The sequence below is a fragment of the Streptomyces sp. NPDC013455 genome (assembly GCF_040632975.1).
Lineage (GTDB): Bacteria > Actinomycetota > Actinomycetes > Streptomycetales > Streptomycetaceae > Streptomyces.
Window position 1 is genome coordinate 237,496 of sequence record NZ_JBEYCX010000004.1, and the last position, 26,064, is coordinate 263,559.

Consider the following 26,064-nt stretch of genomic DNA (forward strand, 5'->3'; position numbering starts at 1 on the left):
CCCGGCGGTCCGTCCGGATCTCCCGGTGCGTGCCGGCCGTGCGGCTCTCGGGCGGCTCGGCCGGGTCGCGGGAGGCGGTGGTCTCCGTTACCGGCCGCCCTCCCGTCCCGGCCGCCACGACGTTCAGCGGGTCTGCTGGAAGGTGCGCCGGTAGGCCTGGGGGGAGACGCCGATCGCCGCGTGCAGGTGCTGGCGCAGGGAGGCGCCGGTGGCGAAGCCGACCTCGGCGGCGATCCGGTCCACCGGCAGGTCGCTGGCCTCCAGCAGGTGCCGGGCGCGGACCACCCGCTGCTGGATCAGCCAGCGGCCGGGACTGAGGCCGACCTCCTCGTTGAAGCGGCGGGCGAAGGTGCGCAGGCTCATCCGCGCGTGCCCGGCGAGGTCCGCGAGCGTGAGCGGCTCGCCGAGGCGCTCCAGGGCCCAGGCCCGGGTGGCCGCCGTGCCGGCGGCGCCGCTCTCGGGGACCGGCTGCTCGATGTACTGGGCCTGGCCGCCGTCCCGGAACGGGGGTACGACACAGCGGCGGGCGACGGCGTTCGCCAGTTCGCTGCCGTGGTCGGTGCGGACGATGTGCAGGCAGATGTCGACACCGGAAGCCGCTCCGGCGGAGGTGAGCACGCGGCCGTCGGCGACGAAGAGGACGTCCGGGTCGAGGTCCACCCGGGGGTAGCGGCGGCGGAACGCGTCGGCCACCTGCCAGTGGGTGGTCGCCCGGCGGCCGTCGAGCAGTCCGGCCTCGGCCAGGACGAACGCGGCCGTGCAGATGGAGACGATCCGGGCGTCCGGGCGGATCCGGCCGAGCGCGGCGGACAGCTCGTCGGACAGTCCGGCGGGGATGTGGGCGGGTGCCATGGAGGCGACGACCACCGTGTCGGCCGTCGCGAGGATCTCGGGGCCGTGGGCGACCGAGACGCCGAAGTCGGCGTTGGTGCGCACCGGCAGGCCGTCGACCGAGCAGGTGAGGACCTCGTAGTGGCCGTCGGCCGCGCCGAAGATGCGGCTGGGGATGCCCAGCTCGAAGGGGTAGACACCGTCGAGTGCCAGGACGACGACCCGTTCGGGGCGGCGGGGGCTCAGCTGGAGGCCGGTCATGGCACGATCCTATCGAAGGTTGGCAATCGTGCCATTTTCCGGCCGGGCGGACTCCGGCAGGCTGGTGGACCATGAACGATGTGAACACGATGCGAGCCATCAGCCAGGACGTCCTCGGCGGTCCCGAGGTCCTGAGGGAAGTACGGGTCGAGCGGCCGAAGCCGGGGCCCAACCAGGTGCTGGTCCGGGTGCGGGCCGCCGGGGTGAACCCCACCGACTGGAAGCACCGGGCCACCGGCGGGTTCCTGGGCGAGCCGCCGTTCGTCCTGGGCTGGGACGTCTCCGGCGAGGTCGTCGAGACCGGGATCGGCGCGGCCGCGTTCCGGCCCGGCGACGAGGTCTTCGGCATGCTGCCCTACCCCTACGGCCACGGCTCGCACGCGGAGTACGTGATCGCCCCCGTGCGCGCCCTGGTGCGCAAGCCCGCCGCCTTGGACCACGTCCAGGCCGGAGCGCTGCCGCTGGTGTCGCTGACCGCCTGGCAGGCGCTGACCGAGCACGCGGACGTCCGGCCGGGACAGCGGGTGCTGATCCACGCGGCGGCCGGCGGCGTCGGCCATGTGGCCGTGCAGATCGCCAAGGCGCGCGGGGCGTACGTGATCGGAACGGCGAGCGCCGGCAAGCACGACTTCCTGCGGGAGATCGGCGTGGACGAGCCGGTCGACTACCACTCCACCGACGTCACGGAGGCCGTGCGGGACGTCGACGTCGTCCTGGACACGCTCGGCGGGGAGACGTCCGTGCGCTCCCTGCGCGTGCTGCGGCCGGGCGGTGTCGTGGTGTCGATCCTGCCGGTGGGCTCCGAGGAGTTCTACGCGGAGGCCGAGCGGCTCGGCGTGCGGGCGGTGCGCATGCTGGTGGACGCCGACCGGTCCGGGATGCAGACCGTCGCGGAGCTGGCGGAGTCCGGGAAGCTGAAGGCGACGATCGCCGGGACGTTCCCGTTGGCCGACGCCGCGAAGGCGCACGAGCTGGGCGACACCGGCCGGACGACCGGCAAGCTGGTGCTGCTGGCGGACTGACGACCGTCCGGAGCCGGGCGGGCGGCGCGGGCCGGATCACCGGCCCGCGCCGCACTGTGCTCTCAACTCGAAGACATATGTCAATCGAACATGCTCAAATTCCTTCCATCGGGGGTAACTTGACGATCGGGAAGCGACGTCCGGGCGCGGGTGGGAGGTGGTGCCGAGGTGCGACGCGAGCCCTTACCCTCCACCCGGCAGCTGGGCGTGTACGCGTTCCGGGGGCACACGGTGCTGGAGTTCCGGGGTGAGATCGACATCGTCGCGGCGACCGAGATCGGCCCCCTCCTGGACCGGGTCACCGGCCGGCCCGGCGCGAGCGTGGTCATCGACCTGCGGCCGGTGGAGTTCTTCGACTGCTCGGGGCTGCGGCTGCTGTACCGGGCACGCGTCCGGGTGCTGGAGCGCGGGGGCCGGCTGGGCCTGGTGTGCACCCACCCGCTGACCCTGCGCGTCCTGCGCGTCACCGGACTGGCCCGGTTGCTGCCCCCGCACCCGGACCTGGACGCGGCACTGGCCGGCTCCGCGGCCGCGTCCGGCCCGCTGTGAGGCCGGCCGCCGGTCCGCGGTGCAGGACGGCCGCCGGTCCGCGGTGCGGCCCGCTCCCCTGACGCACCGGCCTGTTCCGGCCGCCCGGGGGCACCCGGTGGGCAGGAAGGAGGACCGTCGCGATGACGACTTCCGTCAGACGCCTGCCGGGCTGGGCCAAGGCCCTGGCGGCACTCGTAGTGGTGCTCGCCGTACTGTTCGCCGGCATCCGGCTGGCCGTACTGCCGGGCATCAAGGACCTGTTCGGCACCGAGACCCACGACCGTTCCGGGCCCGTCCTGCTCAAGTCCATCCAGGACATCAGCCGTTACGACGCGGCCTCGGGCAACTTCCAGGTCGTCGTGGACCTGGACAAGGACGCGAAGTTCCTGCCCGACACCATCCGCGGCACCCGCACCCTGTACGTCGGCGCGGGCACCGTGGACGCCTACGTCGACCTGGGCCGGGTCGGCGGGAAGGACGTGCGGGTCAACGGCGACCGGACGTCCGCCACCATCCGCCTGCCGCACGCGCGGCTCGGCAAGCCGGCCCTGGACCCCGACCACTCCTACGCCGTCTCCAAGCAGCGCGGGCTGCTGGACCGGTTCGGCGACCTCTTCTCGGACAACCCCAACAGCGAGCAGGCCGTGCAGCGGCTCGCCGTCCGGCACATCGGTGAGGCGGCGCGGCGCAGCGGGCTGACCGCGAAGGCCGAGAGCAACACCACCGACATGCTCCAGGGCCTGCTGCGCTCCCTCGGATTCCGGGAGGTGAAGGTCGAGTACGGTCCCTGATCAGCCTCCCAGCACAGCCGGCAGGGCCAGCGCCCCGAGGACGGTCGCGCCCACCAGCAGCCAGGCCACGTAGTCGCCGACGTGCCCGGACTGCAGGCGCCTCAGGGGCGCGGCCCGGTCCGGGGCGGCCGCCCAGCGCGGCCGGGTGACGGCGAGGCCGGCGAGCGCCACGGCCAGTACGGTGGAGACCACGCCCAGCAGGGCGCCGTGCGCGGTCCAGTGCACGGAGGCGTGCGCACCGCCCGAACCGGCCTCGTTGACGGAGCGGGCCACCAGGGCGCCGAAGCCGGGGACCACCCCGACGGCGAGGGCGGCGGCGAGCAGCACGGCGGGCACGCTCGTCATGGTGTCCGGGACGCGGCGCAGCAGACCGGACGTCTCGGGTTCCTCGTCGGAGCCGCTGGTCTCGTACCCGGTGTCCCGCGGGCGCGGCCCGAGCCCGAGGAAGACGCGGGCGGTGACCCGCAGCACGGCTCCGGCGGTGATCGCGGAGGCGCCCACGAACACCACGGTCAGCGGGCCGCCGACGGCCTCCTCGGTGACCGCCTTGCCCAGCGCCGTGCCGAACGGCGGCAGGCCGGCGAGGGCGAGGGCCCCGACGGCGAACATGACCGCGGTGGCGCGCAGCCGCCGCGCCCGGCCGTGCAGCGCGTGCTCGTCGACGCTGCCGAACCGGTCCAGGAGGGCGCCCGCGCAGGCGAACAGCGCGGCCTTCACCCCGGCGTGCCCGAGGAGGTACAGGGCGACCCCGTCGTCGCCCTCGGGGGTGAGCACGCCGAGCCCGACGAGGAACAGTCCGGTGTGGGCGACGGTGGAGTAGGCGAGGAGCCGTTTGATGTGCCGCTGGTACCAGCACATGACGGCGCCGGTCGCGGCCGTGAGGGCGCCGAGCGTCACCAGGGCCCGGGTCAGGTCGGCGGCGGGGATGCCGCCGGGACCGGAGAAGACCGTGCCGTACACCCGCCAGACGCCGTAGGCGCCCAGTTCCACCATGGCCCCGGACAGGAGCATGCAGACCGGGGTCGGGGCGACGGCGTGCGCGTCCGGGAGCCAGAAGTGGAAGGGTACGGCGGCCGACTTCACCAGCAGTCCGGTGAGGACCAGCACGAAGGAGGCGAGGACGAGGGCGTCCGGTCCGCCGGGCCCGGCCGCCGTGTCGAGCCCGCGGCCGATCTCCGTCATGGCCAGCTCGCCGGTACGGGCGTACAGCAGGGCGATGCCCATCAGCATGGCGTAGGCGCCCAGGGAGGTGACGACGCCGAAGGTCAGGGCGCCCTGCACCGCCTTGGCGTCGTCGATGCGGTAGCCGGTGAGCGCGTAGGCCGTGACGCTCATCAGCTCGAAGAACACGAAGGCGTTGAACAGGTCGCCGGCCAGGGCGAATCCGCACATGGCGCCCTGGAAGACCAGCACCAGCGCGGTGAACGCGCCGGTGTGGCCGTGCGCGGGCGCCGCGAAGTAGCGCCAGGAGTAGGCCAGCGCCGCCAGGGTCAGCAGGGAGGCCAGTGCGGCGAAGCCCAGCGCCGGGCCGTCCCCGACGACCAGGATGCCGACGCTCTCGCCGCCGGCCGGCAGCCAGCCGCCGACCCATTCGGTCAGCGGCGGCGTGGAGTGGAGCAGCAGCACGACGGCGAGGGCGCCGGTACCACCGGAGACCACGCATCCGGTGACCTCGGTGGCGATCCGGGGCAGACGGCGGCCCGCGGCCACCAGCAGGGCGGCGCCGAGCAGCGGGACGGCGACGAGCAGCGGGAGCAGGTGGTGCATCAGCCGCGCAGCTCCCGGAGTTCGTCGGGGTCGACCGTGCCGTGCCGCTTGGCGATCTGGAGGACGAGGGCGAGCAGCAGCGCGGTGACGGTGGCGCCGACCACGACGTCGGTGAGGGTGAGGGCCTGCACCACCGGGTCGACGACGGGCCGGGAGCCGGGTTCGACGTCGGAGAAGACGGGCGCGGTGGCGCCGTCGCGGTAGCCGACCGCCAGCAGCAGCACGTAGGTCGCGGACTGGCAGACCGCGAGGCAGCCGACGGCGTGGATGAGGTTCCGGCTGGTGGCCAGGCCGTAGCAGCCGGTCAGGAACACGTAGGCGGCGACCAGGTACGGCAGGACGTGCATCGCGGTGTTCACCTCCCCCGCCCCCTCCGTGCTCGGTTGTGGTGCGCGACGGTGTTCACGTCGGGCCGGCCTCCTCGATCTCGACGGCCTGGTCGAGGAAGTGGGCGAGCAGGACGACGACCGCGCTCGCCACCTCCATGCCGATGGCCGCGTTCAGCAGCGGGACGGTGCCACCGGAGGACAGGGTGTTGAAGGTGCCGTACGGCAGCAGGGTGTTGGCGAGGAACGCGGTGCCGGCCAGGATGCCGGCGAGGCCCAGCACGAGGTAGGCGCAGACGGCGACCGCGTCGGCGGTCTCGTGGACGCCGAGCGGGCGGACACGTTCCAGCGCGCGGTAGTCGGCGCCGAGGTAGAGCAGGTGAACGGCGGTCGCGGCGACGACCCCGCCCTGGAAGCCGCCGCCCGGGCTGAGCTGGCCGTGGGCGACCACGTACAGGCCGGTGACCAGGGCGACGGGCAGCACGAGCAGGGCGTAGCGGCGGACCGGCCGGGCCACCTCGGCGGGTTCGGGCGGGGCCCGGCGCTCGTCGCGGGCCTGGCGCAGCAGCACCACGCAGCCGAGGACGGCGGCGAACAGGATGCTCATCTCGCCGAGGGTGTCGTAGGCGCGTTGGTCGAAGTTGACGGAGGCCACGGTGTTGGCGGTGTGCCGGCCGAGCGAGGCGTGCACGGCCCGGTCGCCGTAGGGGTGCCGTCGTCCGCCGAAGGAGGGCAGGCCGAGGCAGGCGGCGACCAGCAGGGCGGCCAGGCCCGCGCCGCCGGTGGCCAGCAGCCACAGCCGCAGCCGGTTCACCGGGTGCCGTCCCTCGTCCGGCCGCGGCGGCGGACCTTGCGCACGCAGAGCATGATCAGCAGCGGGGTGAGGGCGGAGCCGACGGCCAGCTGCGACAGGCCCACGTCCGGGGCCTGCACCGCGGTGAACAGCGCGGCGAGGACGACCCCGAGCACGGACAGCACCAGCGCCTGGCGGGCGGGGTCGCGCTGGGCGACGGCCGAGGTGGCGCAGGCGGCCACCAGCAGCAGGGCGACGGCGATCACCGCGTCGTCCACGGCCCACCCGCCCTCCGGCACCCCGCGGCGGCGGCGCACCGGGCACCGGCCCGGCCCGGCATCCCCTCAGCCACCCCGCACCCCCCGGAAGCCGCCCGCCAGCGCCCGTGCGGCGATCACGTTGCCGCCGATCAGCAGGGCACCGGTCACCAGCAGTTTCACCATCGCCCGGCCGGGCCCGGCGGCCACGCAGAGGGCGAGCACGACCACCGCCGCGAGCCCGGCCGCCGTCCAGGTCAGCCCCCAGGCGCCGGGCCGGTCGCCGGCCAGGTCGTCGGAGAGCAGCCGGGCGAAGACGAGGGTGCCGACCGGGCCGAGCAGGGCGAGCAGCAGGGCGACATCGACGTAGGAGGGGCGGCCGTAGCCGTGGGCGAGGAGCAGCAGGACCGGGCAGACGGCGGTCGTGGCCAGGTTCTGGGCGATCAGCCGGCGGGCCGGCGGCCCGGTTGCTCACGCCCCACAGCGCGGCCGCCCCTGCGCCGCCCAGTCCGACCGTCGCCGCGAGGAGCCAGCCGTTCACCGCCAGGTCACCGCCCGCCGGCCGGCCCGGGCCAGAACCGCGCCCGCGGCGGCGCAGGCCCCGCCGACGATCCGTTCCAGGGTGTCGACCGTCGTGACGAACACCAGCCAGAGCAGTGCCAGCGCGGCCCACCAGGCCAGGAGTTCACCGACGGCGAGGAGGACGGCACGCGGGGCCGTACGGCGGGTCATCCAGCACCTCCTCGGTCCGCTCCGCACGGGTGTGCGGCGAGATGTCCGCCAGTGCCGCCGGGGGTCATCCAAGCACCGCCCGGCCCGCGCGGCGGTGGCGGCACGCGGGTCCGCCGCGGGAGTGCCCCGGGAGCGTGAACGGAACCCGCCGGTGTGCGCCCGGCCGCGCCGCCTCGGTGGCATCCCGGACCGCGATGCGGGTAACCGGCGGGGAACGGTGGGAAGTTGACGACCCGGAGGACCGCATGGCCCGTACCGCACCACGCCTGCCCGAGGTGCTGCGTGCCGCCCGCAAGCGGCGGCCGGCCGAGCAGGGCCCGCCCCGCGCGGCGCGGCACGCCCTGCCGCTCCCCGTCCGGCTGCTGGCGATCGCGCTGGCCTTCGGGTGCATGGTGGCGTTCGCCGTCGTCCTGGCCCGGATCACGCTCCAGCCGTCGCCCGCCTCGGCGCCCCTGACGCACAGCAACCTGCATCCGGGCCGCTCGCTGCGGGCCTATGTCGAACAGGCGTCGGCGCGGGACGCGCTCCGGCAGATCGGTGGGAACCTGCTGCTCGGTGTGCCGTTCGGGGTGCTGGTGCCGGTCCTGGCGCCGCGCGCCCGGGGGCTGCTCCAGGTGGCGGCGCTCACCGCCCTGGTGATGCTGATGGTGGAACTGGTGCAGGGGGCGCTGGTCACCGGGCGCGCCTTCGACATCGACGACGTCATCCTCAACACGGCCGGGGCGCTGGTGGGTTGGCTGCTGCTGGGGCGGCGGCTCGGGCGGGGTGTGCACCGCCGGGTGCGCGAGCCGTCCGCCGAGTGATCGTCGGCAGCAGGTCCGTACCAAGCTCTTGACGCCCTCTTATCTCACGCCTTGAATCAAGAGCTGTCATACCCCCCACCGGAACGGAGAGCCATGTCCCCCCGACGCCTGCTCCGCAGATGTCTCCTCGCCGCCCTGTCCGCGGCCCTGGTCGGCTCCGCCGCCGTCGGACCGGCGCGGGCCGAGACCGCGCCCCCGGCGGCAGCGGCCGTCGCCACCTTCTCCGACACCTTCGACGGACCCGCGGGCGCCGCGGTCGACGGCTCGAAGTGGACCCTGGAGACCGGCGACAACGTCAACAACCACGAGCGGCAGTACTACACCTCGGGCACCAGGAACGCGGCCCTGGACGGCCAGGGCCACCTGGTGATCACGGCCCGCAAGGAGAACCCGGCCGGCTACCAGTGCTGGTACGGCGGCTGCCAGTACACCTCCGCCCGGCTGAACACGGCCGGGAAGTTCAACGCCCAGTACGGGCACGTCGAGGCGCGTATGAAGATTCCGCGCGGGCAGGGCATGTGGCCCGCGTTCTGGATGCTCGGCAGCGACCTCGGCCAGGTCGGCTGGCCGAACTCGGGCGAGATCGACGTGATGGAGAACGTCGGCTTCGAGCCCTCGGCCGTGCACGGCACCATCCACGGCCCCGGCTACTCCGGCTCGGGCGGGATAGGCGCCGGCTACACCCTGCCGAACGGGCAGGTCTTCGCCGACGCCTTCCACACCTTCGCCGTCGACTGGGCGCCCGACTCGATCACCTGGTCGGTGGACGGGAACGTCTACCAGCGCCGGACCCCGGCCGACCTGGGCGGCAAGAGCTGGGTGTTCAACAAGCCGTTCTTCCTGATCCTCAACCTCGCGGTCGGCGGCTACTGGCCCGGCGACCCCGACGGCTCCACCCAGTTCCCGCAGACCCTGCTGGTGGACTCGGTCTCGGTGACGACGAGCGGCGGCGCGGCCGGTGTCCCGATCCGGGGGCTCGCGGGCAAGTGCGTGGACGTGGCCGGCGCGAACTCCGCGAACGGCACCCCGGTCCAGCTCTACGACTGCAACGGCACGGGCGCGCAGGCGTGGACCGTCGGCTCGGACGGCACCCTGCGGGCGCTCGGCAAGTGCCTGGACGTCACCGGCAACGGCACGGCCGACGGCACGACCGTCCAGCTGTGGGACTGCACCGGCGGACCCAACCAGAAGTGGACGGTGACCGGGGCGCACGACATCGTCAACCCGCAGGCGGACAAGTGCCTCGACGTCACCGGCAACAGCTCGGCCAACGGGACCAGGCTCCAGATCTGGACCTGCACGGGCGGCGCCAACCAGAAGTGGACGGTCGGCTGAGCCGTCGGCTCAGTGCGGGCGCGGCGTCCAGGTGTACTTGTCCCCGCCCACGAAGCGGACCACGTCCGGGTCGTCCAGGTCGTGGATGGTGATGCCGAAGGCGGCGGCCGCCTCCAGCACGTCGGTGACGGTCCTGGCCTCACCGACCACCTGACCGTCGATCTCCATGATCCGGAACGGCGGCTCGCCCGGCTTGCCCGGGCACACGCCGTGGACCAGGACCCGCGGATGGGAGATGTGCGGAGCTGCTTGTTCGGTCATGCCATCGAGGGTAGAACGCGAGCCGCCCCGACGGGTCATCCACCGGAGCCGTCCAGGAGATCGAGAACGGCCGCCTCGACGGCTCCTTGCGTCGCGGGACGGCCGAAGTCCCCGTGTTCGCCCAGCCGGGTGAGCACGGGGGCGACGGTCACCCCCTGCTCGAACAGCTCGAACACCTTCGGGTCGATGTAGGACGACCGGCACACCGCGGGCGTGTTGCCCAGGTAGTGGCTCACCTCGCGGACGGCCCGGGCGATCTGCCGGCGCCGGGCGGCCTCGGTGTCCCGGGCGCCCCCGGTGGCCACCGAGAGCGCCACGGCGGCCAGTACGGTGGCGTGCCAGGTGCGGAAGTCCTTGGCGGTGACATCGGTGCCGGACAGCCGGCGCAGCGCCTCGTTCAGGTCGTCGCCGTGCAGGTCGTGCCAGGCGCGGCGGTCCCAGTAGGCGAGGAAGCGGTCCCCGCCGCGCGGGCGGCTCAGCAGGGCGCGGGCCACCGCGTGGGCCTGCTCGTCGACCAGCGCCCGGACCATCTCGGTGCCGCCCTTGGCCGGGTAGCTGAACATGATCTCGCCGCGCCCGCACACGACGTGCTCGCGGAGCATGGTCGTCAGGCCGTACGTCTCGCTGGTGCGGGTGTGCCGGTCGCTGCCGATGCGGAAGAAGCCGAGGTCGAGCAGGCGGACCGCGCAGGCGGTGACCCGCGGCCGGCTCAGCCCGCGCCCGTCCAGGTCGGCGGCCACTTTCGCGCGCAGCTCCGGCAGCGTCCGGGCGACCTGCCGCACGTGCTGGTGCTTGGCCAGCTCCTGCTGGGCCCGGAACCGCTCGTGGTACAGGTACTGGCGGCGTCCGGCGTCGTCGGTGCCGACGGCCTGGAGATGGCCGTTGGGCCAGGGGCAGATCCACACGTCCCGCCAGGCGGGCGGGATGGTCAGGGCGCGGATCCGGGCGAGCTGCTCGGCGTCGGTGAGGGGCTCGCCGCCGACGTCGACGTAGCGGAAGCCCCGGCCGGACCGGATGCGCCGGAAGCCGGGGCGGTCGCAGGAACTGGTCCGCAGCCGCACGGACTCAGGGCCGGCGCCAGTCATCGCTGGTCAGGTGGGAGCCGGCCTGCGGGCCCATGCGGAGCATGCCGCCGTCGACGGTCCAGGAGGCACCGGTGACGTACGAGGCGTCCGGGCTCGCCAGGAAGGCGATCACGGCGGCCACCTCGCGGGCGTCGCCGGGCCGCCCGAGCGGCACGCCGGGCCGGTGCTCGGTGTGCACGTCGGTGTCCTCCTGGCCGGTCATCGGGGTGGCGATCTCGCCCGGCGCGACCGCGTTCACCGTGATGCCGTGCTCGGCCAGCTCCAGGGCCATCACCTGGGTGAGCAGCCCCAGCCCGCCCTTGGCCGCGCAGTAGGGGGCCGCACCGACCCGGGGCTGGTGCTCGTGCACGGAGGTGACGTTGACGATCCGGCCGCCGTCGCCCTGCGCGATCATGCGCCGCGCGGCCCGCTGCCCGCACAGGAAGGGACCGACGAGGTCGACGTCCAGGACCCGGCGCACGTCCGCCAGGGTCAGGTCGAGGTAGGGGGTCATGGTGCCCGTACCGGCGTTGTTCACGAACACGTCGATCCGGCCCAGTGCGGCGCAGAGCTTGTCCACGGTGTCGGCGGCCTCGGGCAGCCGGGTCAGGTCCAGCCGCGCCACCTCGGCCCGGCGGCCGTGGGCGCGGACCTCCGCCGCCGTCTTTTCCGCGCCCTTCTCGTCGGAGTGCCAGGTGATGCCGACGTCGAGGCCCGCCTCGGCCAGCCGTACGGCTGTGGCGCGGCCGATGCCGGAGTCCGCGCCGGTGACCAACGCCGTTCGTCGCGCTGCTGGGTCGGGCATCGCGTACCTCCTCACGCTGCGTACGTGGACGATGCACCGCAGTACCCGTGGGTGGTGGCGGCAAACCGGGTGGCGCCGTCCCGCGGGCCGCGGGGCGGGGGCCGTCGCGCGGTTCCCCGCGCCTGCGGGGGCCCGTGCGGGCGGGGCGGGAGCCGGGCGCGTGGTTCCCCGCGCCTTTCCGGGGCGCCCGGTGTGAACCTTGAGTGCATGGAACCCGTCGCCGCCCTGGAGCGGATCGCCTTTCTGCTGGAGCGGGCGCTCGCGCCCACCTACCGGGTACGGGCCTTCCGGACCGCCGCCCGGGTGCTCGGCTCGCTGCCCGAGGGGGAGATCGCCGAGCGTGCCGCCGCCGGGACGCTGGAGTCGCTCAAGGGGGTCGGACCCCGCACCGCCCAGGTCGTGTGCGAGGCCCTCGCCGGTGAGGAGCCCGGGTACCTGCGCAAGCTGGAGGCGGAGGCCGACGCGTCCGGCGGCCCCGAGGGGCCCGGCGCCGGGCTGCGGGCACTGATCCGCGGGGACTGCCACACGCACTCGGACTGGTCCGACGGGGGCAGCCCGATCGAGGAGATGGGGCGGGCGGCGGCCGAGCTGGGCCACGAGTGGACGGTGCTCACCGACCACTCCCCGCGGCTGACCGTGGCCCGCGGGCTGTCCCCCGCGCGGCTGCGCGAGCAGCTCGCGGTGGTGGCGGACCTGAACGCGCGGTGGGCGCCGTTCCGGCTGCTCACCGGCATCGAGTGCGACATCCTGGAGGACGGCTCGCTGGACCAGGAACCGGAGCTGCTGGAGCAGCTCGACGTGGTCGTGGTGTCGGTCCACTCCAAGCTGCGGATGGACGCGCGGTCCATGACCCGCCGGATGGTGGCCGCGGTGCGCGATCCGCACGCCGACGTCCTCGGGCACTGCACCGGGCGCCTGGTGACGGGCCGGGGGCGCCCGGAATCGCTGTTCGACGCGGACGAGGTGTTCGCCGCGTGCGCCGAGTCGGGCACGGCGGTGGAGATCAACAGCCGGCCCGAGCGGCTGGACCCGCCCCGGCGGCTGCTGCGGGCGGCCGTGGCGGCCGGGGTGCTGTTCTCGATCGACACCGACGCGCACGCTCCGGGCCAGCTGGACTGGCAGATCCTCGGCTGTGCCCGCGCGGAGGAGTGCGGGGTGCCCGCCGAGCGGGTGGTGACCACGTGGTCGGCCGACGAGCTGCTGGCGTGGACGCGGGAGGGGCGTGTGCCGGCACGCGTGGCGGGAACGGGGCGTGGTACCCGGCCCGGGCGGTGAGGCGGGAGAGGCCGGGGCATGGCGTGAGCAGGGCGCGGACCCGGGTGGTGCCGGGGGCCCTCGGATACGGGAGAAGGGATCGCGGATGGACCGTGCCGCCGTCTTCGACGTCGACGGAACGCTCGTCGACACCAATCACCTGCACGTCGTGACCTGGTGGGAGGCGTTCCGCCAGGCGGGTCACGACGTGCCCATGCACGCCGTCCACCGGGCCGTCGGCCTCGGCTCCACGGACCTGATCGCGCACCTGCTGGGCGAGGACCGCGACCCGGAGCAGGACGCCGGGCTGAGCGACGCGCACACGACGCTGTACGGCCAGTACTTCGACCGGCTGCCCGCCCTGCCGGGCGCCGGGGAACTGCTGCGCCGGCTGCGCCGGGACGGCTGGACCGTGGTGCTGGCCACCTCGGCGAGCGGCGCCGAGCTGGGCGCGCTGCGCCGGGCCATCGACGCGGACGACGCGATCACGGACACGGCCAGCGCCGACGACGTGCGGGAGGGCAAGCCCGCCCCGGAGCCCGTGCAGCACGCCCTGGAGCTGGCCGGGGTCCCGGCGTCGCGTGCCGTGTTCGTCGGGGACACCGTGTGGGACATGCAGGCGGGCAGCAAGGCCGGGGTGCGCTGTGTCGGCCTGCTGTGCGGCGGGATACCGCGGGCCGATCTGGCGGAGGCCGGGGCGGAAGCGGTCTACGCCGACCCCGCCGACCTGCTGGAACGGCTCTCCGGGAGCCCGCTGGCCTGAGCGTCACCGAGGTGTCGCAGGTCACAGGGCACACCGGAACACCCCTGAGTGGTTGCCAGTTGAACTAACCGTGGGTGCGGACGGGACAGTGTCCCCGGGCCTCACATCCAGCCCTCAGGGACGATCGTTCGGCTGAAGCCCTGTGGAGCCTTTCGCCGCGAGGCGGCCGCCGTCCGCGCCCACCATCCGACCGCCCCGGCCGTGAGTCCCCCGTCACGGCCGGGGCTTTCCCGTGCCGCGGGCGGCGGTGCCGGCGCGTGTGCCGGCTCGGGCCCCGGGTACCCGGCCGGTCGCAGCCTCCGCGGCGAGGACCGGAAGGAGCCGAAGGTGAGCAGCTCAGCGGGCAGCAGGGTCGTCGTGACAGGCGCCACCGGCAATGTCGGGACGAGCGTGGTGCGTCTGCTCTCGGAGGACCCCGGGATCAAGTCGGTACGGGGACTGGCCCGGCGGACGCCCGAGTGGGCGCCGCCGAAGACCGAGTGGTCCGCGGTCGACCTGGCCTCGGACCAGGCGAACCTCGCCGAGCGGTTCGAGGGAGCCGACGCCGTGATCCATCTGGCCTGGGCGTTCCAGCCGACGCACGATCCGGCCACCACCTGGCGGACCAACGTGCTCGGCTCCATCCGGGTCTTCGAGGCGGTCGCCGCGGCACGGGTACCGGTGCTGGTGCACGCCTCCTCCGTCGGGGCGTACTCGCCGGGACCCAAGGACCGCCCGGTCGACGAGTCCTGGCCGACGCACGGCTGGCCCGACGCCGCCTACTGCCGGGAGAAGGCCTACCTGGAGCGCACGCTGGACGTGTTCGAGCGCGACCACCCCGAGGTGCGGGTCGTCCGCATGCGGCCGGCGTTCCTGTTCAAGTGGGAGTCGGCGAGCGAGCAGCGGCGGATCTTCGGCGGGCGCTTCCTGCCCGGTCCGCTGGCCCGGCCGGAGCTGCTGCCGTTCCTGCCGGACATCCCGGGACTGCGGGTGCAGGCGCTGCACACCGACGACGCCGCCGAGGCCTACCGGCTCGCCCTGTACGCGGATTCCACCCGGGGTGCCTTCAACCTGACCGCCGATCCCCCGCTCGACGCCGGTGTGCTCGCCGAACTGCTCGGCGCCCGGCCGGTGAGGCTGCCGCGGGCGGCGGCCCGGTCGGCGATCGCCGCCGCCTGGGGGCTGCACCTGCTGCCCGCCTCCCCGCACCTGTTCGACGCCGTGCTGCGGCTGCCGCTGATGGACAGCGGGCGGGCCCGTGCCGAGCTGGGCTGGCAGCCCCGGCGCACGGCGACCGAGGTCTTCAAGGAGTTCCTGGACGGCATGCAGAAGGGCGGCGGGATGGAGACCGAGCCCATGCGGGGCCGCAAGGTCGGCTGATCGGCCGAGTGGTCCGGCGGCCGGCCGAGCGGGCCGGCCGGGAACATACGAGGAGCGGAGAAGCATGATGGCCGAGCGCCACCAGGACGAACCCGGCCCCGAGGAGCGGCCGGTACCGAGGGACCTGCCCGACCAGCAGGCCGGTGCCGGGGACGACCGCTGGGACGTCACGCCCGGTTCCGCGCCCGACGACGAGGCGGACGAGGACACCACCCCGGACACCGACGAGTCCGGCACCGGCCCCCGCGGCGCCCCGCGCTCCGGCACGGTCCACCCCGGACACCCGGCCCCGGACGAGCCGTCGGCCTGATACCGGGCCCCGGGGGGCGACGCCGACGGCACGGCCCAAGCCGGCCCGGTGACGTCTAGTGCGGGGTCCGTTCCTCGAGGGCCGTCCGCCAGGCCGGCAGGGGGTCCTGGGCGGCCGGTTCGGGGCGGCGGCCGCCGCTGGCGAAGAAGTCGGCCAGCGGCAGGATGGCGGCGCCGACGGTGACCGCGTCCGGGCCGAGCCGGCCGAGGTCGATGGTCACCTTGTCGGCCGGGTGGCGCAGGGCGTACGTCGCCGCGTGCCGGCGTACCGCGGGCAGGAAGCGCGTGCCGAGCTGGAGCCCTGCCCAGCCGCCGATGAGGATGCGCTCCGGCTGGAAGAGGTTGATCAGGTCGGAGAGGCCGGCGCCGAGGTACTCGGCGGTCTCCTCCAAGACCGCCAGCGCCACCGGGTCGGGCGCCCCGCCGTCGGCCGGGTAGGCGGCGGCCAGCATCGCGGTGAGCGCGGTCTCCTCGTCGGCGTCCTCGGGCGGCCGCCCGCCCTCCTCGCGCCAGCGCGCCAGCAGCGACTCTGCCCCCGCGTACGCCTCCAGGCAGCCGGGGGCACCGCAGCGGCAGCGCCGCCCGCGCACCCGTACCGTCAGGTGGCCCCACTCGACGGCCCGCCCGTGCTCCACCTCGGGGGTGACGAGGCAGGCGCCGACACCGGAGCCGAAGAGCACGACCACCGCGTTGCGGGCACCGCGCCCGGCGCCGAACCACATCTCGGCCTGACCGAGCGTCTTGGCGCCGTTGTCGATGAGGTACGGCACCTCCTCGGGGAGGCGGGAGGAGGAGCGCAGCAGCCGCTCCAGCGGGACCGCGTCCCAGCCGATCGTCTGCCCGTGGACGACGGCCCCGCGGTCCGGGGTGTGCTCGACGATGCCGGGGACGCCGACACCGACGCCCAGCAGCCGGCCGGGCGCGGCGGCCTCGGCGGTGAGGACCTCGGCGACGCCCTCACGGATATGGCCCGCGATGACCTCGGCGTCGTAGCCCCGCGGGGTCAGCGGGCGCTCCACGCGCGCGAGTTCGGTGAGGGCGAGGTCGAACAGCTCGACGCGGACCCGGGTCTCGCCGACGTCGACGCCGATCATCTGGCCGCTGTGCGGGGCGACCCGCAGCAGGGTGCGGGGCCGGCCGCCGTCGGAGTCGACGCTTCCGGCCTCCTCGACCAGTCCGTCGGCGATGAGATCCGCGACGACGTTGCTGACCGAGCCGGAGCTGAGCCCGGTGGCCGGGCCCAGCTCGAACCGGCTGAGCGGACCGTCGAAGTACAGCCGCTGGAGCACCGCCGTGCGGTTGCCCCGTCTCAGGTCGCGAACCGTGCGACCGTTGCGCCCCGCCATGTGGCTCCCTTCACGAACCATGCCCGACCTGCAACATACCCCTTCGGGCAGTCGGCGCGCGAGATTCCCCAAGCCTTAGTTCACGCTCTGAGCTAAGCGGAACCGCCGCTCGCGGCCGGCGGCGCGGCGGGGCCGCTTGCGTCGCGTGCCCCACCGCGCCCCCTCCCCGGCGGCTCAGCCCGCCGCGTACACGTCCTCCACGTAACGCCCGTCCGCCACCAGCGCGTCGAGCCACCGCTCGGCCGCGGCCTCGTCGGCGCCGGGGGTGCGGTCCCGGTACAGGGTACGGAAGGCCGCGCGGACCCCGGGGGCCATGCGGGTGCCGTCACCGCAGACGTACACCCGGGCGCCGGCGGTCAGCAGCCGCCACACCTCGTCGGCCTCGGCGGCGATGCGGTGCTGGACGAAGGCGGCCCCGTTCTCGGGCGCGGCGCTGAAGGCCGGGCGCAGCGACACCGCTCCGGCCCGCTCGGCGGCCCGCAACTCCTCGGCGTGCAGGAAGTCGGCGTCGGGGGCGTCGCAGCCGAAGTAGAGCAGTCCGGGCGGGAGGTGCGCGCCCGCGCGGCGGGCGGCGAGGCGGTCGGCGACGGCCCCCCGGAACGGGGCCAGCCCGGTGCCCGCGGCGACCATCACGACCGGTGCCGAGCCGTCGATCCGGAAGACCTCGCGGCAGGGCTGGACGCGGGCGTACACGGTGTCGCCGGGACGGAGGGAGGCGAGGTGGCCCGAGCCGGTGCCCCGGTAGCGGCCCCGGCCGGAGCGGGCGGGCGCGTCGAGCACCGAGACCATGAGGTCCGCGTGGCGCGGGTCCGCGGCCGGCGAGGAGGACAGGGAGTAGTGGCGGGGCCGCAGCGGGGTCAGCAGGTCGAGCAGGAGCGGCCAGTCGAGGGCGCCGCGCAGGGCGGGGTGGTCCTCGGCCAGCTCCACCAGGGTCCGCGGGTCGTCACCGGGCAGGGCGGCGAGGGCGGCGCGTTCGGGCGGGCACGGGTTGGCGTCGGCGAGCAGGGCCAGCTGCCGGGCCGTGGGCCGCTCCTGCAGTTCGACGTGCCGCGTCAGCAACCGGCGTACGGTCAGCGGCCGGTCCACCGCGAGGCCGTCACGGCGCGGGCGGGTGGCGCGGATGTCCAGGAGTGCGTCGGCGTCGAGACCGAACGCGGCGACGGCACGGTCCACGAGCTCCGGGGCGTTGGCGGGCAGCACGGTCAGGTGGTCGGCGGTGCGGTAGGTGACGCCCTCGGGCAGCGCGATGCGCAGGAACCGCTTGGTGCGCGGGTGGTCCGGCGCGGTCAGGTCGTACGCCTCGGTGACCGTCATCGGGACGAGGCCGTACCGTTCGGCGGCGGCGTCCAGCGGGCCGCCGGTCAGCGTGCGGACCTCGTAGGCACGGCCGGGTCCGGCCGCGGTGCGGGGCGTGGCATCCGTGGCGTCGGCGTCCGTGGCGTCCGGGTCGCCGTACTGCGTCAGCAGCGCGGTGCGCAGCCGGGTCGTGAACTCCCCCACGGCACCGGTGAGATCGCCGGAGGCGTCGGCGGCGGCGCGGCCGGTGAGGCGGGTGGCGCCGAGCTCGGCGAGGCGGGCGTCGACGCGGGTGGGGACCTGCTGGTAGGTGGCGGCCCAGTTGCGGTCGCCGACGCCCAGGACGGCGTAGGTCACGCCGGTCAGGTCGGGGGTGCCGTCCAGCCAGGCGGAGAAGGCGACGGCGTCGTCGGTGGGGCGGCCGTTGTAGGAGGCGGCGGTGATGACGACGGGACGGTCGGTGGGCAGGCCGGCCGCGTAGGCGTCCAGGGCGGCGACCTCGGTGGCGCAGCCGACGGCGGCCGCCTCGTCGGCGAGCCGGGCGGCGAACTCCCGGCAGGTGCCGTAGTTGCTGCCGTGCAGGAAGAGGGCGCGGGTGCCGGGGCGGACCCGGGCCGGCAGGGCGTCCGGCGCCGGGGTCCCCGCGGCCGGGGCGGGGACGGTGCCGGGCAGCGGGGCGTGCACGCGGTCGGCGGGGGTGCGCGGGGTCAGCGTGAGGGTGAACCCCTCCGGCTTGAGGGTGAGGGTCTCCTTGACGGTCAGCCGGTAGCCGGCGTGGTCGTGCAGCCGGTAGCGGTGCACCAGCAGGGCGAGCAGCATGGTCGCCTCGTGCAGGGCGAACTGCCGTCCGATGCAGGCACGTTCACCGGTGCCGAAAGGCTTGAAGGCGTGTACCGGGCGGGCCGCCTCGGCCTCGGGGGTGAACCTCTCGGGGTCGAACAGCTCCGGGTTGTCGCCCCACACGGGCTGCCGGTGCAGCATCGGCGCGAGCACGGTGACGGCCTGGCCGGCGCGCAGCGGGATCCGGCCGCCGAGCACGGTGTCCTCGCGGGCGTGCCTGCTGAAGGCGGCCGCCGTCGGCCACAGCCGCAGCGCCTCGTTGAGTACCTGCCGGGTGTAGGTGAGACGGCCGATGTCGCCGTACGCCGGCTCGGGGTCGGGGGTGTCGCCCCACAGCGCGTCGGTCTCGCGCTGCACGAGCCGGAGTACGGCGGGGTGCTTGGCGAGGTAGTACAGCGCGAAGGACATCGCGCCGGAGGTGGTCTCGTGGCCGGCGATCAGGAAGGTGATGACCTGGTTGCGGATGTTGGCCGGGTCCAGGGTGGTGCCGTCGGCGGGGTGCTCGGCGCCGAGCATCAGCCCGAGCAGGTCCTCGGCGGCGCTCTGGTCGGTGCCCGTGCGGGCGGCGATGACGTCGTCGACGACCCCGGCCAGGTAGCCGGCGTCCCGCCGGAAGGCCGCGTCGGCCGCCGCGTGGTCCTCGCCGGGATCACGGGCCAGGCGGGTCATGCTCCACTCCAGGCAGCGGACCATCGCCTCCACGAAGGGATGCGGCTCCTCGCGCGCGAAGGAGCCGAAGTCGTAGCCGAATCCGGCCAGTCCGATGGTGTCGAGCGTCATGCGGGTCATGTCGCCGGGCACGTCGACGGGGTGTCCGGTCCGCGCCGCGCGGTCCCAGGCGTCGATGAGCCGCCGGGCCACCTTCAGCATCACGGGGTGGTAGGTGCGCATCGAGCCGAGCGCGAAGGCGGGCATCAGGATGTCGTGCGCCTTCGCCCAGTTGGGCTCGTCGTTGTACGCGGTGAACAGGCCGTCGGCGGCGAACTCCCGTACGTTCTCCAGGGCGGGTCCGACGTGTTTGGCGAACCGGTCCTCGTCGGCCAGGTCGGCGACCAGGTCCGCGTCGGCGACGAACATCGCCTCGCGGCCGTGCAGCCGGCGCACCAGTACGGGGCCGTGAGCCCGCATCAGCTCCATGACCTGCTGGATGGGGGTCTGTCCTGGACCGGTGGCGGTGATGTCGACGACGGGGACGCCGGGCAGGGTGCCGGCCGGCTCGGGGTGCAGTGCGGTGGGGGGCATGACGCGAGAACTGCCTTTCGCGGTAGCGGACTACTGCGTTCCAGGGTGGTCGACGGCCGGCGCGGCCCCGCGCCGCCGCACTACACGATCGTGCAGTGGAAAGTGCGCGGCGGGACTTGCGTCGCCGGCGTCCGCGGGTGCCGGCCGGGCCGTACGCCTCGAAGTTGCCGCTGACCTGCTTCTTCCTCTTGGATGGCGGAGGGGGCCGGGAGGTGTGATGGAAGCGGAGCGGGCCGACGCGGTGGTGTGGCGCAACCGTGCGCTCACCTTGTTCGACCGGGTGTCGGTGCCGGTGGCGGTGTGCGATGTGCACGGGGAGGTGGTGCTGGCCAACCCGGCCATGGCCGCGGAGTGCGGTACGACCCCGGGACGGCTGCGCGGCCGGCAGGTGCTGGAGCTGTTCCGGCCGCAGGAGGCCACCCAGGTGGAGCGCATCGCCGAGGCGCTGCGGCTGCGGCACCGCTCCCGCTACCAGGTGTCGGTGTGCTGGCGGGCGCCCGGCGGGGCCGAGCGGTACGGGGAGCTGACCGCGGATCCGGTGAGCGACAGCGTGGGGGCGACCCCGGCGCTGCTGGTCATGCTGCGGCTGCTGGGCGAGCGGCCGGGGCCGGGGCCGGAGCCCGCGCCGGAGCCGGTGCGGACCACCGAGGTGGAGCGGCGGGTACTGGCCCTGCTGGCCGGCGGCGCCACCACCGCCCGCGCCGCCCGTGAACTGGGTCTCAGCCAGGACGGCGTCACCTACCACCTGCGGCGCCTGACGGCCCGCTGGGGCGCGGCCAACCGCACCGAACTGATCGCCCGTGCGTACGTCCTGGGCGTCCTGACCCCGGGCGTGTGGCCCCCGCGTCCGAGTCCGGCCGAGGGGTAGCGGCGGCACGGGCGGCGGGCCCTGCGCCGACGCAAGCCCCTGACCGGGCGTGCTCCGCTGCAGGAAAATCCGTTGACCCCTCCCCCATCTTGCTAATTACGCTAGCCGGACACCTAGACCCTCTAGGCTCGCTCGACTCGTCGTACCCGGAAGGACCCCTCCCATGAGACCGCTCACCGAGCAGGACATCCGCGCCTCCTTCGTCAACTGCTCCAAGGGCGAGGCCAAGCGGCTCGCGGTCCCCCGGGACCTGGGTGAGCGCCCGTGGGACGATCTGGACTTCCTCGGCTGGCGGGATCCGGGGGCCCCGGACCGCAGTTATCTGGTCACCGAACGCGAGGGCCGGCTCGCCGGTGTCGCCCTGCGCTTCCCGGCCTCGCAGCGCGGTTTCCTGCACCGCAGCATGTGCTCGGTCTGCCTGACCACGCACCCCGGTGGCGGGGTCTCGCTGATGACCGCGCGCAAGGCGGGGGCGGCGGGCCGCGAGGGGAACTCGGTCGGGCTGTACATGTGCACGGACCTGGCGTGTTCGCTGTACGTGCGCGGCAAGAAGGTCCCGGAGTCCGGTGGCCGGTTCGAGGAGAGCCTGACCCTGGAGGAGCAGATCACCCGTACGAGGGGCAACCTGGCTGCCTTCATCGACAAGCTCTACGAGTAGTCCGGACAGAAACGGCCAGAAACCGTCCACGCTTGGTCACGTTCGACGTACCCGAGGAGCGGGAACAGGCCAAGGGATGCTCGACGTACAGAAGTGGTCCATGGGGCTCCGGCGCCTGGCGGCGCGCCGCCGGCAGCCCGTTGTCGTCCAGACGCTGCGCTCGGCCGCGGCCGCGACGGTCGCCTATGTCATCGCGCTCCGGCTGAGTCCCGAACCCGCCCCTCTCACCGCGCCGCTGACCGCGCTCCTGGTCGTCCAGGTGACCTTCTACGCCACGCTCACCAACGGCATCCGCCGGGTGAACTCGGTGGTCGCGGGGGTGCTGGTCGCCATCGCGTTCAGCGTGCTGGTGGGCCTGACCTGGTGGAGCCTGGCGCTGCTGATCGTCGCCTCGCTGGCCGTCGGGCACCTGGTGCGCGTCGACGAGTACGTGGCCGAGGTGGCGATCAGCGCGATGCTGGTGCTCGGTGTCACCACGGTCGGGTTCACCGCGTGGGCGCGGATCGTGGAGACGCTGATCGGCGCGGTCGTCGGGACCGCGTGCAACCTGCTGCTCCCGCCGCCGGTGTGGGTGGACGAGGCCGGCCGGTCGATCGAGGACCTGGCCCGGCGGGTGCGGCAGCTGATGCTGCGGATGGGTGAGGAGGCCGCCGGCCGGATCCCGTGGGAACGGGCGGCCGAGCGGCTGCACGAGGCGCGCCGGCTCGACCACGACATCGTGCAGGTGGACGCGGCGCTGCGGCAGGCCGAGGACAGCCTGCGGCTCAATCCGCGGGTCAAGGAGGGGCTGCTGCACCGGGTGGTGCTGCGCACCGGCCTGGACACGCTGGAGATCTGCACGGTGGTGCTGCGGGTGCTGGCCCGCTCCTTCACGGACCTGGCGAAGGCCCGTGGGTCCGAGGAGCTGTTCCCGCCCCGGGTGGGGGCGACCGTGGAGCAGCTGCTGTCGGAGATCGCCGACGCCATCGTCAGTTTCGGCGTGCTGGTGACCACCCACCTGAGCGAGAACGCCGAGTCCGCCGAGGCCCGGCTGACCGCCGAGCTGCACACGGCGGCCGGCACCCGGGACCGGCTGGCCGAACTGCTGCGCGAGGAGGTCCGCAAGGACTGGACGCACTGGCAGTTGCTCGGGGCCGTCCTGACCGAGACGACCAGGATCATCGACGAGCTGAACACCGAGCACCGCGCCCGCCGGCTGCTGGAGGAGCTGGACCGGGTCTCCCGCGGGCAGCGGACCAGGCGGCCCCGGCTGGCCCGGCTGCGCGACCGCCTCGGCGTCCAGGAGGAGCTGTGGCGGAACCACGCGGGGTTCGGCGGGCGTTATCGGTGACGGGAGCCGCCGGGTCGGCCGGCGCGGGAGCGAGGGGGCGGGCGGATGACCGGCACCGGGGTCCGGATCGACGGCAACACACTGCGGCTGCCGGGCGGGGTGGCGGTGCGGTTCGTGCGCACGCTGCGGCTGCCGGAGAGCGGCACGCACCCGCTGCCGCCCGGACTGGGCGAGTTCCCGGTCCGCCGGGTGGCCGATCACGCCGACCGGGTGCCGGAGCAGTGGCGGGCGCGCGGCGGCGTCATGCTGCCGGTGTACCTGCGCGAGGCGATGTGGCTGAGTTTCGCCGGTACGGCGGAGCCGGCCGCGCTCCAGGTCGGCGTGGGCAAGGTGTGCGCGGTGTCCGGCGAGCCGTGGCGCGACCGGCTGTCCCGCCGCCCGCAGAACTATGTGGTGCTGCCCCGCCAGCCGTGGCTGGACGGCATCAACTCGGGCAAGGGCACGGTCCGCCAGTTCGTGGCCGTACCGCTGGGGCTGGGCGCGACCGTGGAGGGGCAGGTCACCGGCGAGGAGGTGTGGGGCGGGGTCCAGCTCCAGTCGTTCCCGCTGAAGGAGGACGTCCTGGCCGGGTGGCGGCGCCGGGAGCGGGAGCGCCGGCGAGCGCGGCAGCCCGGGCCGGCCGGCGCGTTCGGCGGCTACGGCGCACCGCCGCCGCCGGCCGCCGCGGCCCCCGGCGGTCCGCCGCCGGCGGCGGCCCCGCCCGCCGCCTTCGGCGCTTCCCCGCCCCCGGCTGCCGCCCCACGGCGAGCGGCGGCCATGGGACTGGGTGTGGGCGGTTCGATGCGGCAGGAGGTGTACCGGGACGACCGGCCGCTCGGGGACTGGGCCGAGCAGCCGGCCGGGCGCGTGTTCGTGCACCTGGTCACGCCTCCCGAGTGGCGCCGGATCACCGGCGAGGCGCCCCCGCCGTCACCGGTGGACCGGGCGGCGTACACCCGGGCGGGCCTGCCCTGGTACGACTACTACGACGCGGACGCCGACGACCTCGCCCCCACGGACACCCTGGAGGCGGTCCAGCCGGCCGGCCAGTGGCTCGGGGACGACCTGGACCCGTGGCAGCCGCCGGCCCCCGGCCAGGTGACACCGCTGAAGGACGCGCCGGGCGAGCCGGTGGAGGACGGTGAATGGTGAGCCTCCTGCCGCCTTCTCCGCGCCGCCCCCGGCGCCCCGGCCCCGGGCCCCTGGCCGTTGCACGCTGCGCAACCTCCGTTGCCCGGCTTGCCCTTGGCGGTGTGCGCGCGCCAAGGTGACTGTCACGACCGGCGCGACCGACGACCTGGGGTGCGGCATGGACATGGAGGCAGGGGCGGCGGGGCGGGGCTCGGCCCGGCCCCGGGGCGGCCGGGAGCCTGGGGGCGGCTGGACCAGGCGCCGCTTCGTCGGGGCCGTGGCCGGTACGGCGGCGGTGGTGGCGGTGCCGTCGCCGGCTGCCCCGCCGGCCGGGGCCGGCGCCCCGCGGAGCCGGCCGCAGGCGCCCGCCGTCCCGCCCCGGGAGCCCTCCGGACCGCGCCCGCTGTACGTGGGCACCTACACCTCCGCCGACGGCGGCGGCACCGGCATCGGCCTCGCCGGGTACGACCCGCGGACGGGCCGGATCACGGGGTCGGGCACGCTCCTTGGGGTCCCCGACCCGTCGTACCTCGCCGTGCACCCGGACGGCCGCACGCTGTACGCGGTGGACGAGCGGCAGGACGGCGGGGTGACGGCCGTCCGCCTCGCGGACCGGCGGGTCCTCGGCACCCGGAGCACCGGCGGCGCGGCCCCCTGCCACCTGTCGGTGCATCCCGGCGGACGCTGGCTGCTCAGCGCGAACTACGGCTCGGGCAGTGTCGCCGTGCACCCGGTCGGTGCCTCGGGCGCCCTGGGCGAGCGGACCGACCTGGTCACGCACACCTCCCCGGGCCCCGGCCCCGGTCAGCAGGGCCCGCACGCCCACCAGGTCGTCACGAGTCCGGACGGCGGGCACGTCCTCGCCGTGGACCTCGGCACCGACACCGTCTACACCTACCGCCTCGACCAGGCGAAGGGCACGCTCACGGAGGTGGCGCGGGCGCACACCCGGCCGGGCGCCGGACCGCGCCACCTGACCTTCCATCCGGGCGGCCGGTACGCGTACCTCGCCAACGAGGTGGACGACACGGTGGCCGTCTGCGCCTACGACCCGGACTCCGGCCGGCTGAGCGTCGGCGAGCCGCAGCCGACGGGGGCGAGCGGCACGAACTATCCGGCGCAGATCCTGGTGACGGCGAACGGCCGGTTCGCCTTCCTCGCCAACCGGGGCCACGACAGCCTGGCGCGGTACGCCGTCGAGGCCGACGGGGCCCGGCTGCGGCTGCTCGGCACGGTGCCGGTGGGCGGGGAATTCCCCCGGCAGATCGCGTTCTCGCCGGACGGCCGGCTGCTGTTCGCGGCCAACCAGCGCTCCGGCACGGTCACCGTCTTCCACGTCGACGCGGACCGGGGCGAACTGCGGCCCACGGGCGAGCCGTTCGCGTCACCCGTCGCCGTCTGCGCGCTGCCGCTGTAGCGCCCGGGGGCAGGCGGCGGCACTGGCCTGCGCCAGCAGGACGTGCATGCGCTCGGTGAGCTGGGCGACGTCGTCGGCGGGAGTGTGGAAGGGCAGCCGTACGTCACCGTGGGCGCGGCTGCGTTCGATGCGCAGGGTGAGTCCGTGCCGGTCGACGGCGAGCGGCGCCACCCGGGTCGCGGCGTGCAGGCTCTCGGGCCGCACCAGGCGGGTCAGCCGCTCGACGGCGTCCGGGTGGGCGTCGGCGAGGTGGGTGAGCAGCCGGGACTCGGCGCCGGCGAGCGGGTCGGGCCGGGCGGCGGTGAACTCGTCGAGGTCGACGACCACGGGCCCGGAGGACTGCCGGAGCACCACCCGGGTGGGCCGGAGGACCAGGGCGCCCGCGGACGGGGCGAACCAGCCGGAGAGCCAGAGGCGGGCCCGGATGCGGTTGCGCACCGGTACGGGGGCGACGTCGGCGAACTCCAGCAGGGCGGAGGGCTCCTGGCGCGGGGCGCACAGGGCCGCCGCGAGCAGGCCGCTGTCGTCGGGCACCGTCAGCCGGACCTCGCCGTCCTCGGTCACCGAGTGGGCGCCGACGTACTCCTCGCGCACGCCGTCCGCGGTCACCGCGCACGACCACGCGGCGGCCAGCACCGAGCGTGCCCGTTCCGCCGCGCCGGGTACGGCCGTCCAGTCCTGCGTGTCACCCAT

26 protein-coding genes and 1 pseudogene are annotated in these 26,064 nt (G+C 74.9%); 14 read left to right on the top strand and 13 right to left on the bottom strand.

Going from position 1 to position 26,064, the window contains the following annotated elements; translation table 11 throughout:
* Positions 1–123 precede the first annotated feature (123 nt).
* Positions 124–1,092 (bottom strand): helix-turn-helix domain-containing protein, encoded by a 969-nt coding sequence (locus ABZ576_RS09495; protein ID WP_360737969.1) that lies wholly within the window; start codon positions 1,090–1,092, stop codon positions 124–126.
* A gap of 71 nt (positions 1,093–1,163) precedes the next feature.
* Here ABZ576_RS09495 and ABZ576_RS09500 point away from each other — a divergent pair, with 71 nt between their 5' ends.
* From ABZ576_RS09500 to ABZ576_RS09510, 3 genes are all read left to right on the top strand, one after another.
* The gene (locus tag ABZ576_RS09500) at positions 1,164–2,114 is read left to right on the top strand and encodes an NADP-dependent oxidoreductase (RefSeq protein WP_360737973.1); all 951 of its coding nucleotides are present in this window, start codon (positions 1,164–1,166) and stop codon (positions 2,112–2,114) included.
* Between the two features lie 168 nt (positions 2,115–2,282).
* The gene (locus ABZ576_RS09505; protein ID WP_360737976.1) at positions 2,283–2,663 is read left to right on the top strand and encodes an anti-sigma factor antagonist; all 381 of its coding nucleotides are present in this window, start codon (positions 2,283–2,285) and stop codon (positions 2,661–2,663) included.
* Between the two features lie 122 nt (positions 2,664–2,785).
* Positions 2,786–3,436, top strand: a complete 651-nt coding sequence (locus tag ABZ576_RS09510) for a DUF4230 domain-containing protein (RefSeq protein WP_360737978.1) — start codon at positions 2,786–2,788, stop codon at positions 3,434–3,436.
* Here ABZ576_RS09510 and ABZ576_RS09515 read toward each other — a convergent pair whose 3' ends face one another.
* The 6 genes and pseudogenes from ABZ576_RS09515 to ABZ576_RS09540 form a co-directional block, all read right to left on the bottom strand.
* Positions 3,437–5,203, bottom strand: coding sequence for a complex I subunit 5 family protein (locus ABZ576_RS09515; RefSeq protein WP_360737980.1), 1,767 nt, complete (start codon positions 5,201–5,203; stop codon positions 3,437–3,439).
* Entirely contained in the window at positions 5,203–5,550 is a 348-nt protein-coding gene (locus ABZ576_RS09520; protein ID WP_360738404.1) for a sodium:proton antiporter, read from the bottom strand. Before ABZ576_RS09520 ends, ABZ576_RS09515 begins: the two co-directional genes overlap by 1 nt.
* A gap of 55 nt (positions 5,551–5,605) precedes the next feature.
* Entirely contained in the window at positions 5,606–6,343 is a 738-nt protein-coding gene (locus tag ABZ576_RS09525; protein WP_360737983.1) for an MnhB domain-containing protein, read from the bottom strand.
* Positions 6,340–6,600, bottom strand: a complete 261-nt coding sequence (locus tag ABZ576_RS09530) for a hydrogenase subunit MbhD domain-containing protein (RefSeq protein WP_360737985.1) — start codon at positions 6,598–6,600, stop codon at positions 6,340–6,342. Before ABZ576_RS09530 ends, ABZ576_RS09525 begins: the two co-directional genes overlap by 4 nt.
* Before the next feature lie 66 nt (positions 6,601–6,666).
* Positions 6,667–7,120, bottom strand: a pseudogene (locus ABZ576_RS09535) (MrpF/PhaF family protein).
* Positions 7,117–7,311: a hypothetical protein gene (locus ABZ576_RS09540; protein ID WP_360737989.1), complete on the bottom strand. Its 195-nt coding sequence runs from the start codon at positions 7,309–7,311 to the stop codon at positions 7,117–7,119. Before ABZ576_RS09540 ends, ABZ576_RS09535 begins: the two are co-directional and overlap by 4 nt.
* A gap of 245 nt (positions 7,312–7,556) precedes the next feature.
* On the opposite strand from ABZ576_RS09540, the gene ABZ576_RS09545 reads away from it, so the two are divergent.
* A complete protein-coding gene (locus ABZ576_RS09545; protein ID WP_360737992.1) occupies positions 7,557–8,114 on the top strand; it encodes a VanZ family protein in 558 nt (185 codons plus the stop codon).
* Between the two features lie 93 nt (positions 8,115–8,207).
* Positions 8,208–9,449 carry an RICIN domain-containing protein gene (locus ABZ576_RS09550; protein ID WP_360737995.1) on the top strand — a complete coding sequence of 414 codons (1,242 nt, stop codon included), beginning with the start codon at positions 8,208–8,210 and terminating at the stop codon, positions 9,447–9,449.
* 9 nt (positions 9,450–9,458) lie between these two features.
* Here ABZ576_RS09550 and ABZ576_RS09555 read toward each other — a convergent pair whose 3' ends face one another.
* The 3 genes from ABZ576_RS09555 to ABZ576_RS09565 are packed head-to-tail and all read right to left on the bottom strand — an operon-like array spanning position 9,459 to position 11,579.
* Positions 9,459–9,710, bottom strand: coding sequence for a hypothetical protein (locus tag ABZ576_RS09555; RefSeq protein WP_360737998.1), 252 nt, complete (start codon positions 9,708–9,710; stop codon positions 9,459–9,461).
* Positions 9,711–9,745: 35 nt separating this feature from the next.
* The gene (locus tag ABZ576_RS09560) at positions 9,746–10,771 is read right to left on the bottom strand and encodes a DNA topoisomerase IB (protein WP_360738407.1); all 1,026 of its coding nucleotides are present in this window, start codon (positions 10,769–10,771) and stop codon (positions 9,746–9,748) included.
* 4 nt (positions 10,772–10,775) lie between these two features.
* Positions 10,776–11,579 (bottom strand): SDR family oxidoreductase, encoded by an 804-nt coding sequence (locus ABZ576_RS09565; RefSeq protein WP_360738000.1) that lies wholly within the window; start codon positions 11,577–11,579, stop codon positions 10,776–10,778.
* 207 nt (positions 11,580–11,786) lie between these two features.
* On the opposite strand from ABZ576_RS09565, the gene ABZ576_RS09570 reads away from it, so the two are divergent.
* The 4 genes from ABZ576_RS09570 to ABZ576_RS09585 all read left to right on the top strand — a co-directional run bounded on the left by ABZ576_RS09570 (position 11,787) and on the right by ABZ576_RS09585 (position 15,265).
* Entirely contained in the window at positions 11,787–12,854 is a 1,068-nt protein-coding gene (locus tag ABZ576_RS09570; RefSeq protein ID WP_360738002.1) for a PHP domain-containing protein, read from the top strand.
* A gap of 85 nt (positions 12,855–12,939) precedes the next feature.
* A complete protein-coding gene (locus tag ABZ576_RS09575; protein WP_360738005.1) occupies positions 12,940–13,596 on the top strand; it encodes an HAD family hydrolase in 657 nt (218 codons plus the stop codon).
* 327 nt (positions 13,597–13,923) lie between these two features.
* Positions 13,924–14,955 (top strand): SDR family oxidoreductase, encoded by a 1,032-nt coding sequence (locus tag ABZ576_RS09580; RefSeq protein WP_360738007.1) that lies wholly within the window; start codon positions 13,924–13,926, stop codon positions 14,953–14,955.
* A gap of 67 nt (positions 14,956–15,022) precedes the next feature.
* On the top strand, positions 15,023–15,265 hold the full coding sequence (locus tag ABZ576_RS09585) for a hypothetical protein (protein ID WP_360738409.1): 243 nt from the start codon (positions 15,023–15,025) through the stop codon (positions 15,263–15,265).
* A 55-nt stretch (positions 15,266–15,320) separates the two neighbouring features.
* Here ABZ576_RS09585 and ABZ576_RS09590 read toward each other — a convergent pair whose 3' ends face one another.
* Together ABZ576_RS09590 and ABZ576_RS09595 are read right to left on the bottom strand one after the other, a co-directional pair.
* Complete coding sequence (locus ABZ576_RS09590; protein ID WP_360738010.1) at positions 15,321–16,610, bottom strand: ROK family transcriptional regulator; 1,290 nt, start codon at positions 16,608–16,610, stop codon at positions 15,321–15,323.
* Positions 16,611–16,784: 174 nt separating this feature from the next.
* On the bottom strand, positions 16,785–19,988 hold the full coding sequence (locus ABZ576_RS09595) for a cytochrome P450 (protein ID WP_360738012.1): 3,204 nt from the start codon (positions 19,986–19,988) through the stop codon (positions 16,785–16,787).
* A 217-nt stretch (positions 19,989–20,205) separates the two neighbouring features.
* On the opposite strand from ABZ576_RS09595, the gene ABZ576_RS09600 reads away from it, so the two are divergent.
* The 5 genes from ABZ576_RS09600 to ABZ576_RS09620 all read left to right on the top strand — a co-directional run bounded on the left by ABZ576_RS09600 (position 20,206) and on the right by ABZ576_RS09620 (position 25,371).
* Positions 20,206–20,856: a PAS domain-containing protein gene (locus tag ABZ576_RS09600; RefSeq protein WP_360738015.1), complete on the top strand. Its 651-nt coding sequence runs from the start codon at positions 20,206–20,208 to the stop codon at positions 20,854–20,856.
* A 163-nt stretch (positions 20,857–21,019) separates the two neighbouring features.
* Positions 21,020–21,514 (top strand): FBP domain-containing protein, encoded by a 495-nt coding sequence (locus ABZ576_RS09605; RefSeq protein WP_360738017.1) that lies wholly within the window; start codon positions 21,020–21,022, stop codon positions 21,512–21,514.
* A 76-nt stretch (positions 21,515–21,590) separates the two neighbouring features.
* Positions 21,591–22,844: an aromatic acid exporter family protein gene (locus ABZ576_RS09610; protein ID WP_360738018.1), complete on the top strand. Its 1,254-nt coding sequence runs from the start codon at positions 21,591–21,593 to the stop codon at positions 22,842–22,844.
* Between the two features lie 45 nt (positions 22,845–22,889).
* Positions 22,890–23,975, top strand: coding sequence for a hypothetical protein (locus ABZ576_RS09615; protein ID WP_360738022.1), 1,086 nt, complete (start codon positions 22,890–22,892; stop codon positions 23,973–23,975).
* A 163-nt stretch (positions 23,976–24,138) separates the two neighbouring features.
* Positions 24,139–25,371, top strand: coding sequence for a lactonase family protein (locus ABZ576_RS09620; protein ID WP_360738412.1), 1,233 nt, complete (start codon positions 24,139–24,141; stop codon positions 25,369–25,371).
* Here ABZ576_RS09620 and ABZ576_RS09625 read toward each other — a convergent pair.
* Complete coding sequence (locus ABZ576_RS09625; RefSeq protein WP_360738025.1) at positions 25,339–26,064, bottom strand: DUF2470 domain-containing protein; 726 nt, start codon at positions 26,062–26,064, stop codon at positions 25,339–25,341. The two genes, ABZ576_RS09620 and ABZ576_RS09625, sit on opposite strands and share 33 nt — an antisense overlap.